Genomic DNA, 16,512 nt, shown 5'->3' with positions numbered 1-16,512 from the left:
ACGAACTCTTTAGTCTGCACGCCTTCCTGTTATCCACACTGCTGTTCAAATGTTAGAAAACAATAAAAACCATCAATCTGTTTCGCCATCTATAGTCGCACTGTTGCCTTTAGCGCTGTTCCTACTCCTATTTATTGGAGTAGGTAGTTACCTTACGTATCAAGGTGTTGATTTTGCGTTTTATCAACTGCCAGCTCCAATCGCAGCTTTGCCTGCTGTTGTGCTAGCTGTTTTATTGAGTAAAGAGAAACTGAATAAAGCCATCGAACAGTTCTTGCGTGGTGTGGGTCATCAAGACATCGTTGCCATGTGCATGATCTATTTGCTTGCGGGTGCATTTGCTGCAGTCGCGAAAGCCTCTGGTGGTGTTGACGCGACGGTCAACTTAGGGCTTTCAGCAATCCCAACCAGTATGATTCTTCCTGGCATCTTTTTGATTTCGGCGTTCATTGCTACGGCAATGGGCACATCAATGGGAACAATTGCTGCTGTCGCGCCTGTCGCATTGGGTATTGCTCAGTCAGCAGGAATGAGCATTCCTATCACCGCAGGTGTTGTGCTTAGTGGCGCAATGTTTGGTGATAACTTATCGATCATTTCAGATACAACGATTGCTGCAACTCGCTCTCAAGGTTGCGAGATGAAAGACAAGTTCAAAGAGAATGTACGAATTGCGATTCCTGCTGCACTGGTTGCTATTGTGATTTTTGCTTTTAACAGCTCAGCGACACAGTTGCCGGAGACGGGTCCTATCGAATGGTTTAAAGTCATGCCTTATCTTGCCATTCTGGTTTTGGCTGTTTCGGGTTTGAACGTGTTTGTCGTGTTGACAGTCGGAATTTTGCTAGCAGGTTTAGTTAGCCTTGCATCAGTCGCAGATTATGAACTAACTAACTTTGTGCAGGATATATACGCGGGTTTCGGAAACATGCAGGAAATCTTTTTGCTTTCGATGCTCATCGGTGGTTTGAGCGAGCTCATGCGTCAGCAGGGTGGTTTGGCTTACTTAACCAAGTTAGTGAGTAAGATGATTCGCACTTTTGGTTCTAAGCATGATAAAACATCGAGTCGTCGAGCAAGTCAATTTGGTATTGCTGGTCTGGTTTCAATGGTAAACCTATGTACTGCTAACAACACGGTCGCGATTATCGTCTCAGGTAGTGTGGCAAAAGAGGTCGCAGATGAATATCAGGTAGCGCCACGTCGTTCCGCCAGTATTCTTGATATCTACTCTTGTGTAATTCAGGGCATCTTACCTTATGGTGCTCAAGTGCTGTTGTTAGGCTCAGTATTTGAGTTGTCACCGTTTGAGGTTGTTGGTCACTCCTACTACTGCTTTGCATTAGCCATAACCGCCGTTTTAGCCATTATGATTAAGCAGCAGAGTGGGACTCAATCAGCAGTAGAGAGCGTTGATGCCTAACTTTGATTAGGTTTTGTTGGGCGATGTTCTAGCCTACTGCATATGTTTGATTGCTTTGGATTAGTATTAATGTTACTTACTATCTACATCAATTTAATGTACTTAAATTGGGTGACAGTACGTAAGAACGGATTGTGTCCATTTGTTTGCAATGAGGAAGTAGTATGTCAGAACTGAAAATCATAAAAGCGGATTACTCAGCAGTACCAGAACTGTGCGCGATGTTTCTAGATGCTTATGCCGATAACGAGGCGATGCAAGCCGCATTAAGACAAGATGAAGTTGCAGATTTTGCCCACGATAGTTACTGGCGCTGGGCAGTGGGCGAGTGGGGTTTGGGCGGCGGTGAAGTATACACCACGCCAGAAAGAGACGGTTGCGTTATTATGCGCGCACCTGGTCAGCACCAGCCAGATGTGATGCAAAAAATGGAAATCCTATCTATTGTGACTCGGATGATGGGCTCTAATCGAATCGAGATTGCTAAAGAGGTCTGTGAACAGATGCTCGCGGTTCCCCCATTGCAAGACTGCTACTGGTTGTGGGGCTTAGGTGTATCGCCAAAAGCAGGCGGGAAAGGTCTAGCGAGTGCGCTTATTAAGACGGTGACTGACCAAGCTGATGCCGCAGGTAAGCCGACTTATGTAGTCGCTTCCAGTGAAAAAGTCGTGAAGACGTTCGAGCGTCGTGGCTTTGAAGTGCTTTCAAAGAGTGAGAATTTCCCTTACTGGTTCATGCTGCGCCCTGCGCAAGGTTAATCCTATCATCGAAAAAATGCGCTAGAGTACTCTCTAGCGCGTTTTTTTATAGTTCATTTTCGATGTTGATTGCTCGATACAACTTATCAAACACTTTGCTTGCCCCACCATAGTTTGGTTCTTTGTTTTTAAGCTGGTTTCCTCGGCGCCATTCTAGTTTGCCATCTTCATTTCTATCGACTTTCCAATAGAGACTCTTGTCTCCAAGCAGATAGTGTTGCAACTGCTGAGCAAACTCTTCACTTTCGATCATAATGCCAAACTCGAGATTCAAGAAGTCTGAGCGTGGGTCAAAGTTAGATGAACCGATATAGCTTAACTTACTGTCTAGAATAAACGCTTTGTTATGGTAGTGCCCTTTACGGGTGTGCACATTGTTCAAGTGTATGGCGTGAGTATCGTATTCATAGATGCTTACGCCTTTTTCAAGAAGTTCATCTCTGTGTTTATCATAGTAAGCAGGCACAAAACCTGAATCATTTGATGCCATCGAGTTAGTCACTAGCGTTATGTCTGCTCCGTGGTTTGCAAAGTCCGTGACAACTTTAAAACCGTCCTCATTTGGCAGCATGTAAGGTGTCGAAATCACCAGCTCCTTTTTCGCGCTCGGGTAGCGGTATACGAAATGCTCGATACGATGACGAAAGTAGGGCATCGAGTCATGGAGCTTTTCCGCTGAGTCAAAAACCGGTGTTAGTTTGGCTGCAATATAGTTTGGCTCTTGCAATGCTTTGACTCTACTTTCAATATCTGCGAGTACGTCCTGCTTACTCTTAGTTACCTTTTCAAAGGTGCGCTGAAACGACTGTAATGGCTTTTTATCTTTAAACTCGATAAGAAACTCAATATCTGAGGTGTAGTAAGCGATCCAATGTTCTTCGAAGTTTCTTTCGAAGTCCTCAGTAACCTCGCCTTGAACCAGTATGTCTAGGTCGAAAAAGTTGTTTTTAGGCTTATAACTGAAGTAATCGTCACCAATATTTCGTCCACCAAGCACCAGTGTTTCACCATCGATGTTCATGTATTTTTCGTGTAAGCGATGGTCGAGGTCTTTTTGATGTTTTTGAAAATCGAAGGCACGCGTCAACCAGCCCGCTTTTCGCGAATTAAACGGATTAAAGATCTGGATGTCCAAGTTTTCGTGCGTTGCCGCAGATGCCAGCCACTTTTCATTGAAAACGAGCAAATCGTCTAGAATGATTCTAACTTTTACGCCACGATCGGCGGCTAATACGAGTTCGTTTAAAAATAGAAGACCCGTCGTGTCTTTATTCCAAGAGAAGTATTCGATGTCGATACTGGTTTTCGCGTTACGGACCAGTTCTATACGTCTAGCGATAGCTTCTGGCGCATTTTCAACCAAAGCAACTTTGCCTTTGACGGTCTTGAATTCCCAATCATTTTGGAACTGCTCAGATACCTCTGGCTGGGGGGCCGCACAGCCCGCTAGGGCGAGTAATGTGAGGGTAATAAACGCGAGTTTCGATTTAAAAAGTGGCATGGTTCAATACCTATATTAAGGTTGAATCCATTCAACGTTCGATGAATTATTGGATGTCAGCCCACTTTCTAGGGACCTTTAGTGATGGTTTCTTGACCTGCTTAGGTGGCTCGATGTCACCAACCGCTTCTTTCGCACAAGGCTCTGCGCTGCGCTGAACTATGTAGAATCGGGTGTCGCCGGTTTGATATGTGCAGTACCTAAGCTTGTCTTTGATATACCAATCTTTTAAAGGTGCATGGATACGCCAGGCGGCATCGCTGCCAGCGTAGACCGACAAAGGAAATCCAATCGCCAAAATAATTAAGAGTTTTGTATAAAATTGAGTATTCATTTTGGGTCGGATAACCCCGCCTTAGCGGGGCTATAGCTATATATCGATTATTTGTATTCGATAACTTTTGCTACATACTCAACCATGTCTGAGTTACCAACCATATTCTGGTAAAAATCAACAGAGAAGTATTTTGGTGCATCGCGCTCAATGTGTTTCGCGATGTTTTTTGATAGCTGGTTAGGGTTCATTGCGCTGTAAACGTGAAACTTTTTAGTTTGCTCAAGGCCCATTTCTTTTGCTTCTTCACGGGTGATATAAACTTCTTTGAAGTCTTGTGCTAGCGTGCCTGTGTATGTCACATATTCAAAATTTGGTGTTTCATCAGTAACGACATACATATCTACAGTGCTGTCAATTTGTTGAAGTTGACTCATTTGGTGGTTGATAATATCTAGGTTAGTTTCGTGAGATTGATGTGGTTGAGCAAATGCAGTTGCAGAAACGGCAGCGATCATTGCAGGGATTAGTAGTTTTTTCATGTTGTCCTCTCGAAGGGGTGTGTTGTTTCGTTGGAGAGGATATTAACGGTAGGGATTTGAAACGTTTAATCGCGTTTGAAGGATAGAACCCTCTAATGAAGGCTCTTAATTGTCTTGCGAAATCCTAATTAGACTTTCCATATTGTTCGAGTGCTTCTTTGTTGACCTTCTCTACATAAGACACAAGAGTACTAACGATTTCCGAATGTAAAGTTCGAAGGTGTTTAGAGTGTGGTGAGCAAACTGCCATCGGAACTCTAAACTTTTCTTTCATCACCGAGAGTTCAACTTCTACAAGATCGTCAGCATTATAGTCGGTATAAGTTACCAATCTAGGAAGTAATCCCCAACCGACGTTGTCGCGAATCAACTCCAGCGCTAGTGATAATTGATCGACCACTTCATAATCTGATGAAGATATGGTTTTATTTTCCATATTATCTTCAATCATACTTTTAATGACGATTTGCTTTTGAGATTTAAGCGACGACCAGCGCTGTTCCTCCGGCAATTTGAGGACCTCGTGGTCCTTCGACACGAAAACACTAAAGGTAATGTTGTTGACCAACGTAGAGTCAATGCTACTCATGAGAGAGCGATCGTCTATATTTATGATCCCGAACTGTATCGTGTCTTCTTTTATACCCTCCAATATGTCGTTCCGGTTGCGAATGATAAAATTGACCTTCATGTTTGGGTGTAACTCGAGCAATTTTCTGCGAACATGACTTATTGCACGCGGTGGAAGAAAACTGTTGTAAGCAATTGTTATCGATTCCAGCTCCCCGTACGACAAACTTAGAGCGAGCATATCAAAAGAACGGGCTTGCTCAATGACTTGTTTGGCATATCTATAAAGAAGCGTCGCATCTTCTGTTGGTTGCGCAGTTCTTCCCACTCGTTCAAAGAGTTCAACCGCCAACTCATCTTCTAAGTTACTGATTACTTGTCCAATTGTCGTTCTGTGCTTGTCGAGCGCTTGCGCTGCTTTACTGAACGATCCCTGTTCGTAGACCGCAACAAAACTCTGTAGCTGTTCAATGCTGAAGTTCATATACGTCTCAATCTAGTTGTTGTGCCGGTGAAGCCTAGCATCTCAATCAAGAGAAGAGATGTATAAACTACCGACAACATTGTAATAGTTTGTTTCAGTATAGGTGTGAGGATTGGGTCCTTCAAACGCGATTAATCGGATTTTTAAATCTGGTTAATAATTCTCCTCGTTGAGACAGCAAGCCCAGAAAATTTAGCACGCAGTTTAGTTATCTTTTTGTGCCTCTGGTATTAATCCGCTCAACCGTTCCCGTGAAAACAAGGAGTTACACACGCAATCTGAATACTGGCGACGGTTTATAGACTTGGACCCGCCGAACTAGGTTATTCACAATGCTAAAGCTTAAAACACTTTCTCGCGCTACTGCGATGTTATTACTGCCTCTTGCTATTACAACAAATGCCTTTGCCGCAGAGCAAGCTTCAACTGTAAATAATAGCGAAGTCGACATTCTAGAGCAGTACGGCGTGCCAAAATATCTACCAAAGCTCGCGATCAGTTCAATGCTTCAAGGCGACCACGTTGTTGAGCATGCACGTAAAACCGAAACACTAGACGGTGTTCGTGTTGATAATGAAGTGTATCTGGTACAGACAACAGATACGAAAGGCAACATCGACCTGCGTATTAAATATGACCCTTCTAAGGTTGATGAGAATACGGATCTTATCGAGAATATTGAGAACATCACTAAGGCTGAGTATAAGTTACGTCAGTACGCGGAGATGTATGATAAAAACTCTGTGGTTGTTACTGAGTTAGATAATGGCGATCTTGAGATCGAGTTTAATTACTCAAAATATACTTTGCCTCAAGATATTGCGTACTTTCGTTTCATGCGAGGCAAACTACTACTTTCTGATGGCCAGCCTGTATCGTTAATTGTGACTAACAACTCGCCTTTTAATCAGGGTGACAATGCGATTGAAACCTACAAGCAGGTTACATTTTTCGACAACCTTCCAAATGGTCGTGTAGTGGTAAATAAAAAGATCATCACTGCTGAAGGCAAGAAAAAGAAGAAAGACTTAAGTCTGGAGATCGAGCTAACACCCGTCGTTTATTACGATGAAGACCTTGGTGCAGTCGTTCAAGACCAGCCTTTGCTTTCAGAAGTGTCTGATCCACGAATGCGTGAGGAATACGTAAAGCTGGACCGCACTTTTCCACTAATGGCTGACATGGTTCGCCGTCAAGGTATTGATGTACCGCTACCGTTTGGTATTTCTGCGTCATATCGACGTCAGGATATGGATTTTAACTTTACTGATTTCAACATTGGCGGTTTGCAACTAGAAGGCATTGTTGATCCAGAGAATACGATTGCTCACGTGACGGCTGAGTCATATACCGTCCGTGGTGATGTGAATATCTTACCTTTCTGGAATGTGTTTGGTTATGTCGGTCAAATTGATGTAGATGCGATTGTAGATGCACAAACACAACCGATTAACATTGGTCCAATTGGATTTGATCCAATCAACTTTAGCGTACCGGTCAAACTTCAGTATGACTTGATTGGTGTTGGTACGACGTTGTCTATGGGGTACAAGCAATTATTCGCCTCTGTTACAGCAACTTACTCGAAGACTCGTCTGAAAGGCTCTACCGCCGATTGGGGTGATGGCATTGTTACAGCACAGCCAATGCTGGGCTACCAATTTGCAGACTGGCGTGCTCAATTTTTTGTAGGTGCGGAATACCAAGCCTTAAAACCGAGTATGACTGGTGATTTGGGACCTGCCCTTGGATTGGATACAAGCATTGAATATGACGTAGGTGTAAACCTAAACAAATGGGCATACATGGTCGGCTTCAACAAGCAGATCGGTAAACACTACAACATGACTTTCCTTTACAACAAAGGTGAGACCCGTGATTCATTCACAGTTAACCTCGGTTACCGTTTCTAATCGAGCTTAGACCAACGTTTATTTAAGAGATATCGCAATGACAACTAAAAAATATTCGATTGTGCTTATAGCACTGGTTTTGAGCGCCTGCTCTTCACAGCATGCTTTAGAAGACCGAGTAACAAAAGAGAATTACACAGAGGTTAACCTTCAGCACTCAGAGCAATTTAAAGGTGAAGAACCTTACCGATTTTGGGGTAACGAAGGCCCAGAGTTTTTATTGGAGAGCAAATACCATCCATCATCAATTACCGTTAGCGGAGAGCGAATGAATATTCTCGCGCTATCAGGCGGTGGTGCTAATGGAGCGTTTGGTGCTGGTGTAATTAATGGCCTTTATGATGCGGGTAAGCTTCCAGATTATTCGATTGTCACCGGCGTTAGTGCTGGTGCGCTTATTGCGCCGTTTGTTTTCACTGGCGGTGAAGATATTCATAAACTTCGTGACGTAATGCTAAGCCTTGATGATCGAGAAGTTTTGGGCAAAAAGAACTTTCTGAATACGATTTTTAAAGATGCCTTTACTAACGGCAAAAGCTTGTTCGAGCTGATGGAAACGACCTACGGCGGAGACATGATAGCAAAGATCGCCGAGCAGCATCGCTTGGGTAAGCGCCTATTCATTGGCACGACTCATTTCGACTCAGGCAAGCAGATTACTTGGAACTTAGGTGAAATTGCTGCAAGTGATTTACCGAACAAAGCGGAGTTAATTCACCAAATCTTGGCAGCTAGTGCTTCGATACCAGGAGTGTTTCCTCCACAGTTCATTAATGTGGAGTACGAAGGCGAAACGCTCGAGGAGTTGCATGTTGATGGTGGTCTAACGTTCCAAATGTTCTTTGATCCATCAAACTTTGACTACGGCCAGTTGAGTGAGGCTATGGGTTTAGAACAGCCACCTCAAGTTCACGTAATTCGAAACGGTACGCTTGAACCAGGTTACAAGCAAGTAAAAGACAAAGGCATGGATCTGTTGTCGCGCAGTATTAGCAACCTGACGCTTCAACAAACGCGTGGAGACATGTATCGCATGCTTTATATGAGTGAGCGCAATGATTATGACATCGCGTTTACCTATGTGGATACATCGTTTAAAGCTCATAAAAAAGGCAAAAAGATGTTTGATGCTGAATACATGAACAACCTTTACAACTATGGCTACCGCAAAGCGCAAGGTGAAACCTTGTGGGTGACTGAAGCACCTTAACGAACACAAAACAATAACAACACTCCACCTTTGGCTCGATTAATACCAAACGGGAACAGTTTGAGCGGTATTAATCGGGTCTTTTTTATTTGGCGATTTTCCCATGATTAAAATCAATACATCTTCTTCGACAGCTGCACTATTTGCATTTTCCATTTTTGCTAGTCCTTTCAGTAGTGCGATGATTGATCCGCAAGACGGATATCTGGATATGGGCGATTACCTGGCGAACAATGCTTATGGTTTTTTGCCTGTTCCCATTGTGATTACCGAACCTGCCATTGGTGTGGGGGGCGGTATGCTTGGTATGTTCCTTCACGAATCAGACGATGAACGCGAAAAGCGCAAGCAGCATGCATTGACATCACTCGATGGGGGTGCACAACTACTGGCTCCAGCGATTACCGTGGCTGGTGGTGCGTATACCGACAATGGTACCTGGATGGCACTCATTGGCCACCGACATACTTGGAATGAAGACAGTATTCGTTATATCGGTGGAGCAGGTTATGGCCATGCCAACATCGATGTCTATAAAAGATTTCAGGGAGATGGTTTACCCGGCTTTATTGACCCTTATTCTGGCACCCTAGGTATGGGAACCGAAAGTGAAGGCTTTTTGATGAAGCAGCGTGTATCGTTTCGAGTTCCAAACAGTGATCTGTTTTTGGGGGTGTCGCAAACCTATTCGAGCTTCAGTACCACCATCGATTCTCTCTCGTTGGATATCAATGATCGTAACCTTGAGATGTCTAATCTCGGAGCAAAATTTGATAGCTCACTATCCGCTCTAGGGTTAGTAGCCGAGTACGACACAAGAAACAATCTGTTTTTCCCAACTAAGGGCTCGTCCGTGGTTGCAGAATATCTGGTATACGATTCTGCTTTAGGCAGCGATTTTGATTACGCGACATTTGAGGTCGATGCCTATCAATATGTGCCAGTAAATAAGCATTTAACCTTGGCGTTTGCCGGTTCATACAGCTCGTTAAACACTGATGAAAGTTACCTACCACCTTTGGCAAAACCTTATATCAATATGCGTGGTGTAGCCGCTTATAAATATCAAGGAGACGAAGTAAGTACATTACAAGCTCAGGCGATGTGGCATTTGAACCATCGTTGGACCATCAACGCATTTTATGGCGTTGGCTCAACAGCAGAAGAACATAATGAACTGTTTGAAGATACGGTCGATGCTTATGGTGTCGGTTTTCGCTACCAGATCGCGAGGCGTTACGGTATCCATGTGGGCGTCGATGTGGCATTTAGTGAAGATCAAGGTACGGCTTACTTTCAAGTTGGCACGGGGTTCTAAACCATGGATATGAATAGCTTCTTAATGACGGCCGCATTAGCGTTTCTGATCATTGGCTGCTGCGTTGCAGTTTCTGTAAGGCTTAATATTGGTTCGGTAGTAGGCTTTATCATTGCGGGTGTGATTCTAGGGCCGAACACACCAGGGCTTGTCGCGTCGAATAATGTCGAAACACTGCAATCGATTGCTGATTTTGGTGTTGTGCTATTCCTGTTTACCTTGGGGCTTGAGATGCGCCCAAAACAACTCTGGAGTATGCGTAAAACGCTGTTGCTTCAGGGTATGGGCCAAGTCGCGCTCACGGGGGCATGCTTTACCATTGTTGCGGTACTTTTTGACGTACCTTGGGAAGTAGGTCTGGTACTAGGTTTGATCCTCGCTCAGTCATCGACCGCGGTAGTGGTGAGTATGCTTGCCGACAAACGGGAATTGGGCACTTCGCATGGGAAGAATATCTTTGCCAACTTAATGGGGCAGGATATGAGTATTGTGCTGGTTATGGGGGTAATTCCCATACTTGCCCATAGCAAAGTCGAAGCTCAGGTGGGGCTTCTCGAAAAAAGCTTAGTGTTTGTAGGCGTCATAACACTGATAGTGTTGTTGGCAAGATTTGTGTTGCCCAAGTTACTCGTATGGAGTGCAAAACTGCGAAGTAAAGAGGCCTTTGTACTCATGCTAGCAAGCGCCATCCTCCTGACAGTTTTGTGTTCACAACAAGCGGGGCTATCTGAAACCTTAGGCGTCTTCTTACTGGGTATGCTGCTCTCTGATTCGGAGTTTAAACACATACTGGAAGAGGTCGTTGCGCCAATAAAAGGCATTTTAATGTCTCTGTTCTTCTTGGCGGTAGGGATGTCGATTGACCCAAATATCATCGCCGGACACCCCATTCTGATCTTGGGACTGCTGGTCGCAACCATCCTAATTAAGTTCTCAGTGTTCTTTTGACTCGCACTCTTGGATCGCAAAGGCAAATTAGTTGCAACCAAAACCGCTTTCGCCCTGGCTCAAGTTGGTGAGTTTGCGTTTGTATTGTTTGGCGTCGCGCAAGCGTTTGAGCTTCTGTCTCCACAGACGGTCTCAATTGGTTTTGTTGTGATTAGTTTAAGTATGATAGCGACACCTTGGTTGTACGAGTTTGGCAAGAAAATCTGTGACGCGCTAATAACCAAGCAAGAGCTACAGAATGAAGATGGTTCACCGAATTGCGAACTTGTTGTCGTTGGTTTAGATGAGGTAGGTAGGCTCGTTTGTATGATGGCTGAAAAAGCGGGTATCAGTTATGTGGGTTATGATTTGGACTATGACCGTGTCAGCCGCGCTAAGTCACTGAATCTCAATGCGCATTTCGGTGATATTTTATCAACCAAGACTCAGCAACTCGCTGGACTGGCTTTAGCAAAAGGGGCGTTTATTTCAGTTACTGAGTCATCTAGGTTAAGAAAGATAGCTAAAGTGTTGTGCAAGTATAAAAATATGGAAGTCTACGCGAGAACAAATTCAAGGTTAGATGAGGTGTTTTTGAGAGATCTTGGCGTCAATCATGCAAGTTCCGTCTATATAGAAAGTACCCTCAGCAAAGGACGTGAATTGTTGAATGATTTTGGCGTAGAGGAGCACAGGGTGACGGAAATTGCGAACGAGTTGCGCACAGAGCTAGTCCATTAATCTCTAATGTGTTCATCGCCAATGATATATTTTCCTGACTAACGTCAAAACTCCTGTAGATAGAAGGAGTTTACCTCCAAAGTACACTAAAAACTGAGAAATCTTATCCTACACTGCTATTAATTTCTTTATTACTAATAGGGATATTATGGAAGCATTCAGTCGATGGTTTGACGATATATCAATAAAGAGAAAAGTGCTGGTGAGTTTTTCAATACCCGTGCTCTTGATGCTCTTAGTATCGGTTTCAGTGTACAAAAACACTCAGTCTATGGTCGAAGATGCTAGTTGGGTAGAGCACACCCACAAAGCTATCGCTAGGGCGCAAGAGCTTTTGACCATGGTTGTTGATATGGAAACGGGTAAGCGCGGCTTTTTGATCACCGGTGATGAGGTGTTTTTGGAGCCGTTTAATTGGTCTCTTCCAATATGGGACGAAAAAATAAGCACTCTTGCACAGCAAGTCAGTGATAACCCACCGCAGGTGGAACTTCTCTGGGAAATTGACGCGCTACACAAGCTTTGGCTACAAGAAGCCGCAACGAAAGAGATTGAACAGAGAAGGCTTGTCAGAGATGGACAAGCAGACATGAGTGTCATTATACAGCTCGTCCAGAAGCAAACGGGTAAGTCGATCATTGACGAGATTAGAAAGAAAGTTGATACCTTTATAAAAGTCGAAGAAGCTCTGATAAGTATCAGAACCGTTAAGTCAGCGGATTCAGCTAGTCAAACGAGCTTGGTATTGATACTCGGAACGGTCGTATCAGCAATTATTTCAGTATTGGTCGCATTTTGGAGTTCCGCTCGTGTCAAGCGACGTGTCGATACGTTACTTCAAGCAACTCACCATGTCGGTATGGGCAAGCTGAGCCTAGGTTTGGAAAAACTGAGTGCGAGTAAGAACTTACACGGTAAGGATGAGTTTTCAAAGTTAACGCTTAGCTTCAAAGAGATGACCTCAAGCCTTGTTGAAAACGATGAGAAGATGCGTCATTACAACCAAAAGCTTAAAGAAGAAACTGAGAGGTCTGAAGCTGCGGCAAAGGCAAAAGGTGAGTTCTTATCGACTATGAGTCATGAAATTCGAACGCCAATGAATGGCGTGATCGGTATGACTAACTTGTTGCTTGATACTCGTTTGGATGAGCAGCAAAGGAAGATGGCCGAGACTACAAAAAATAGTGCGGAATCTCTTCTGTCCATTATCAATGACATTTTAGACTTTTCGAAAATAGAAGCAGGTAAGATCGACCTTGAAGTGATTGATTTTGATCTCGGTGAGGTGGTCGAAGAAGTCGGCGCAATGCTCTATTTTGCCGCCGAGCAAAAAGGCATTCAATTAATATGTCCGGCAACGCCTGTGATGGACCTCTGTTACAAGGGGGACCCAGGGCGTATTCGACAAATTTTAAACAACTTAGTAAACAACGCGATTAAATTTACGGACAAAGGTGAGGTTGCGGTTTATGTGTCCGTGTTAGAAAAGAGACTCACGGATAGTGTTATTAAGTTTGAGATAAAAGATACAGGTATCGGAATCAATGACGAGCAACAGAAAAGACTGTTTGCTCGGTTCGCTCAAGCAGACAGCTCTACTACGCGTAAGTACGGTGGTACGGGTCTTGGTTTATCAATCAGTAAGCGTCTTTCTGAGATTATGGGTGGTAGCATTGGCGTCTCGAGTGTTGAGGGAGAGGGCTCGAACTTTTGGTTTACTATTGTGCTAGAAAACTCGACACAACAATCCATTGTCTATTTGCCAACAGGTGATTTGAAGCAGCAACGTGTACTTGTTGTTGATGACATCAAAACAAATAGAAATCTGATGACTCAAATATTTGAGCGTTGGAAGTTGGACTATGAAGCTGTCGATAGCGGTGAACTGGCTCTGCAAGCGTTGACCCAAGCCAATAATGAGGGTAAGCCGTTTACTATAGCCATAATCGATTATCAGATGCCAAAGATGGATGGTGTCCAACTCGCAAAAGCAATTCAACTGAATGAGTCGATTAAAAATACGAAGCTGATTATGTTCTCGTCTGTAGTCCAGAGAGGGGACGCCAAACTCATGCAGCAAGTTGGCTTTACTGGTTACCTGACCAAGCCTATGCAACAGTCTGATTTGCTGAGTGTTCTCGAAAAAGTGTCTGGCCTTAACTCAGAAAGCCCTAAAGATAGCTTCGTAACAAGGCATACTCCAGCCAAGAAAACGCAATACGATGCCCGAGCGTTAATTGTCGATGATGTGACAACGAATCTAGTTGTTTTGCAATCTCTTCTTAGTAAGTATGGGATTAAAGTCGATAAAGCTAAAAATGGGTTAGAAGCGTTAGCATCACTCCGAACGCACTCTGGTTTTGACCTAGTGTTTATGGATTGCCAAATGCCGGAAATGGACGGCTATGAAGCAACAAAGGAAATTCGAAACACCAACAATGCGAATATTAATCACGATATTCCCGTTATCGCTATGACTGCTAACGCGATTCAAGGAGATCGAGAGAAATGCTTGCAAGCAGGGATGGATGATTATGTGTCCAAACCTGTGAGTGCAAAAGCATTAGGAGACGTACTAGCGAAGTGGTTACCTCACAAGGAAAAGCAAGATACCGCCTCTGATGAAGAAGCGCAGAATCGGGCATAAACTGGGCGCCGCGCCATCATTCTCTAGGTGATGATGGCGTCCTTCAAACGCGATTAACGACAAATTCCACCTGCTTATAAAATGACCGCACTTAACTGAGGGATGGAACAAACAGTCCCTCCGTCGAATGATTCTCAGAATAATATTAAGTAAGGTCAACCATGCGTAAGTCTGTTCGTACTGTTCTATCTCTAGCGATTCCTTTAGCGCTTGCTGCTTGTGGCGGCAGCAATAATTCTACAACCAAACCGAGCGAGCCTAAACCTGTAGAACCCGGTGTAAGCTATCCAGTTGAAACTGAAATTGGTGATGTCACTTTGGTTGCCACTAGTGAGTCTGTTGTTGTACGCGATACTGCGGGTACACAACAAAAGGTCCGAATTGAGAGCTTTAAGGGTATTCCTTATGCAGAAGCGACTCGCTTTAATCACAGTGAAACGGTTGCACTAGAAGATGGTTATGCAACCGAGTTTGGCGCCGTATGTCCGCAAACGGCGTTAACCGAAATTCGCCAATCAGAGGACTGCCTAAATCTAAACATTTGGCGTCCGAGTAATCTAGAGGCCGATCAAGTAGTACCTGTATACGTGTTCATTCATGGTGGTAACTTTGAAAACGGCTCTGGTTCGGATCCTCACATTCACGGTGACAACGTTGTCGCTCAAGGACAACTCGACGGACAGCCTTTTATCGCAGTCACATTTAACTACCGTCTGGGTTTACTTGGCTCGACTTACAAAGATGACAGCAAAGGCGGAAACTTTGGTATTGGTGACCAAAAACGCGCATTAGAGTGGGTTAACAACAATATTGATAAGTTCGGTGGTGATGCTGGTAACGTGACAGTTATGGGGCAGGGCGCGGGCGCTATGTCGATCGGTATCCTACAGCAAGATAGCAGCGACGAGTTTATTGCTGGTGAATATTTCCAGCGCGCGATCATGCAAAGTAATCCATATGGCTTTGAATACAAAAGCAGCAGCAATGCAGAATCCTTCGCGTCTGTCTCTGAGATGGAAAACATGTCGCTGAAAGAAATTATGGACAAGCAACAATCAATGTCTAAGGCAACGTCTAAGATTGTGGACTGGGTAGTCACTAGCGCTGCAACAATAAACCCAATCAGCTCAAACGCGACACCAATAGCGACGTTGATGCCATTTGCGCCTTACATTGAGTACCGTAAAAAACTGATTGGGTCAGACAAAGGTTATCACCTAAAATCTCAACCTTTTGATACTGAACTTACAGTACCAACGGTTGCAGGTTATAACGCTGCGGATGAGAGAGCGTTTGGTTCACTGGCGGACATTACCTTCTTGATTCCTATGGTCGTGGATTTGATCATGAACAATGACCCAGATCTTTTGACTGAAGAAAATGGGGCACAAGCACCCGAAGTCATCGCCACTTGGTTGACAGAAGATGACAATGTTGAGTTGCTGCGAGCTGAGCTAGTGAGCATTGATGGCAATGATGTAAACATCCAGCTAGAGTTGGGTGACATCATCAACCTTCTACCAGAGACCGCTTACGAAGCTGTAAATACACTGTTCTATGGTCTAGGTAATACTGATCAAACAAGCACCTTACTTGGCTTTGAGGATTATGCGGCTAACTCGGAAAAAGAGCTTAGCGGTGCGTTTGATAACATGAAGCAGTTTAACCAAATGACCAGCGATATGATGTTTGCGGGCCCTATTCGAGCTAAAGTCGCGTCAGCTGATGATTCTCAAATTCAAGCGACTATGTATGAGTTTAACTATCGTGGTAGCTTTAACTCAGTACCAAAAGGTAACTTATTTAGTGAGAAAGAAACCGATCTCATTCAAGTAGTGAAATCGTTGAGCTGCAGTTTTGGAACGCCATGTTTTGGCTCAGAGCTTCCTTTCGTTTTTAACAAAGCCGTGCGTTCAGATGGGACAACGTTTAGTGTGTCTAGTCAAGATGAAGCCATGATGAGTAAGATGTCTCGCGTTTGGTTTAGCGATGAGTTGTTCGAAAAAGAACAGTACCAGAAAGGTTCAGATAGCGTTTGGGTTATCGATGGCAATGAGACAGACGGTCCAACTTATGATTGGGACCGAATGACGAAAGTTGGCAAAGATGAATTACTCCAAGATGGTCGTCTACAAGGTCTTGAAACACAGAATCTTATTGGTTACTACTTAGTTGATTAATTCGATATACTAACCACATGATCT

Annotated in this window: 13 protein-coding genes; 9 read left to right on the top strand and 4 right to left on the bottom strand. The window is 43.9% G+C overall.

All coding sequences use genetic code 11. From position 1 onward, the window contains the following. Positions 1-49 precede the first annotated feature (49 nt). On the top strand, positions 50-1,423 hold the full coding sequence (locus tag J4N45_RS08670; RefSeq protein WP_252014551.1) for a Na+/H+ antiporter NhaC family protein: 1,374 nt from the start codon (positions 50-52) through the stop codon (positions 1,421-1,423). Between the two features lie 164 nt (positions 1,424-1,587). Next, positions 1,588-2,181 carry a GNAT family N-acetyltransferase gene (locus tag J4N45_RS08665; protein ID WP_252014550.1) on the top strand — a complete coding sequence of 198 codons (594 nt, stop codon included), beginning with the start codon at positions 1,588-1,590 and terminating at the stop codon, positions 2,179-2,181. A gap of 46 nt (positions 2,182-2,227) precedes the next feature. Here the strand turns inward: J4N45_RS08665 and J4N45_RS08660 are convergent, their stop codons facing one another. The 4 genes from J4N45_RS08660 to J4N45_RS08645 form a co-directional block, all read right to left on the bottom strand. Further along, on the bottom strand, positions 2,228-3,682 hold the full coding sequence (locus J4N45_RS08660; RefSeq protein ID WP_252014549.1) for a phospholipase D-like domain-containing protein: 1,455 nt from the start codon (positions 3,680-3,682) through the stop codon (positions 2,228-2,230). Between the two features lie 46 nt (positions 3,683-3,728). Next, positions 3,729-4,016: a hypothetical protein gene (locus tag J4N45_RS08655; protein WP_252014548.1), complete on the bottom strand. Its 288-nt coding sequence runs from the start codon at positions 4,014-4,016 to the stop codon at positions 3,729-3,731. 47 nt (positions 4,017-4,063) lie between these two features. Further along, the gene (locus J4N45_RS08650; RefSeq protein ID WP_128649714.1) at positions 4,064-4,498 is read right to left on the bottom strand and encodes a hypothetical protein; all 435 of its coding nucleotides are present in this window, start codon (positions 4,496-4,498) and stop codon (positions 4,064-4,066) included. A gap of 124 nt (positions 4,499-4,622) precedes the next feature. Then, positions 4,623-5,552: a LysR family transcriptional regulator gene (locus J4N45_RS08645; RefSeq protein WP_252014547.1), complete on the bottom strand. Its 930-nt coding sequence runs from the start codon at positions 5,550-5,552 to the stop codon at positions 4,623-4,625. Positions 5,553-5,884: 332 nt separating this feature from the next. On the opposite strand from J4N45_RS08645, the gene J4N45_RS08640 reads away from it, so the two are divergent. The 7 genes from J4N45_RS08640 to J4N45_RS08610 all read left to right on the top strand — a co-directional run bounded on the left by J4N45_RS08640 (position 5,885) and on the right by J4N45_RS08610 (position 16,488). Next, positions 5,885-7,465, top strand: a complete 1,581-nt coding sequence (locus J4N45_RS08640; protein WP_252014546.1) for a hypothetical protein — start codon at positions 5,885-5,887, stop codon at positions 7,463-7,465. A 37-nt stretch (positions 7,466-7,502) separates the two neighbouring features. Then, a complete protein-coding gene (locus J4N45_RS08635; RefSeq protein ID WP_252014545.1) occupies positions 7,503-8,675 on the top strand; it encodes a patatin-like phospholipase family protein in 1,173 nt (390 codons plus the stop codon). Between the two features lie 103 nt (positions 8,676-8,778). Further along, on the top strand, positions 8,779-9,993 hold the full coding sequence (locus J4N45_RS08630; RefSeq protein WP_252014544.1) for a BamA/TamA family outer membrane protein: 1,215 nt from the start codon (positions 8,779-8,781) through the stop codon (positions 9,991-9,993). Between the two features lie 3 nt (positions 9,994-9,996). Further along, positions 9,997-10,941: a cation:proton antiporter domain-containing protein gene (locus tag J4N45_RS08625; RefSeq protein WP_252014543.1), complete on the top strand. Its 945-nt coding sequence runs from the start codon at positions 9,997-9,999 to the stop codon at positions 10,939-10,941. A 9-nt stretch (positions 10,942-10,950) separates the two neighbouring features. Continuing rightward, positions 10,951-11,661, top strand: coding sequence for an NAD-binding protein (locus J4N45_RS08620; RefSeq protein ID WP_252014542.1), 711 nt, complete (start codon positions 10,951-10,953; stop codon positions 11,659-11,661). Between the two features lie 148 nt (positions 11,662-11,809). Then, positions 11,810-14,308: a response regulator gene (locus J4N45_RS08615; protein ID WP_252014541.1), complete on the top strand. Its 2,499-nt coding sequence runs from the start codon at positions 11,810-11,812 to the stop codon at positions 14,306-14,308. Between the two features lie 161 nt (positions 14,309-14,469). Next, entirely contained in the window at positions 14,470-16,488 is a 2,019-nt protein-coding gene (locus J4N45_RS08610) for a carboxylesterase family protein (RefSeq protein WP_252014540.1), read from the top strand. The last annotated feature ends 24 nt before the right edge of the window (positions 16,489-16,512 follow it).

Origin of the sequence: Vibrio sp. SCSIO 43140, from assembly GCF_023716585.1 — a bacterium.
Taxonomy (GTDB): domain Bacteria; phylum Pseudomonadota; class Gammaproteobacteria; order Enterobacterales; family Vibrionaceae; genus Vibrio; species Vibrio maritimus_B.
The sequence above is the reverse complement of the archived record's forward strand: the minus strand, read 5'-3'. Positions and strand labels throughout refer to the sequence as shown.

What these genes read in the sequence shown, in the direction of transcription:
- J4N45_RS08635 (WP_252014545.1), top strand. Translation starts at nt 7,503, where the DNA reads ATGACAACTAAAAAATATTCGATTGTGCTTATAGCACTGGTTTTGAGC.
- J4N45_RS08660 (WP_252014549.1), bottom strand. Translation starts at nt 3,682, where the DNA reads ATGCCACTTTTTAAATCGAAACTCGCGTTTATTACCCTCACATTACTC.
- J4N45_RS08655 (WP_252014548.1), bottom strand. Translation starts at nt 4,016, where the DNA reads ATGAATACTCAATTTTATACAAAACTCTTAATTATTTTGGCGATTGGA.
- J4N45_RS08615 (WP_252014541.1), top strand. Translation starts at nt 11,810, where the DNA reads ATGGAAGCATTCAGTCGATGGTTTGACGATATATCAATAAAGAGAAAA.
- J4N45_RS08645 (WP_252014547.1), bottom strand. Translation starts at nt 5,552, where the DNA reads ATGAACTTCAGCATTGAACAGCTACAGAGTTTTGTTGCGGTCTACGAA.
- J4N45_RS08625 (WP_252014543.1), top strand. Translation starts at nt 9,997, where the DNA reads ATGGATATGAATAGCTTCTTAATGACGGCCGCATTAGCGTTTCTGATC.
- J4N45_RS08610 (WP_252014540.1), top strand. Translation starts at nt 14,470, where the DNA reads ATGCGTAAGTCTGTTCGTACTGTTCTATCTCTAGCGATTCCTTTAGCG.
- J4N45_RS08665 (WP_252014550.1), top strand. Translation starts at nt 1,588, where the DNA reads ATGTCAGAACTGAAAATCATAAAAGCGGATTACTCAGCAGTACCAGAA.
- J4N45_RS08630 (WP_252014544.1), top strand. Translation starts at nt 8,779, where the DNA reads ATGATTAAAATCAATACATCTTCTTCGACAGCTGCACTATTTGCATTT.
- J4N45_RS08640 (WP_252014546.1), top strand. Translation starts at nt 5,885, where the DNA reads ATGCTAAAGCTTAAAACACTTTCTCGCGCTACTGCGATGTTATTACTG.
- J4N45_RS08670 (WP_252014551.1), top strand. Translation starts at nt 50, where the DNA reads ATGTTAGAAAACAATAAAAACCATCAATCTGTTTCGCCATCTATAGTC.
- J4N45_RS08650 (WP_128649714.1), bottom strand. Translation starts at nt 4,498, where the DNA reads ATGAAAAAACTACTAATCCCTGCAATGATCGCTGCCGTTTCTGCAACT.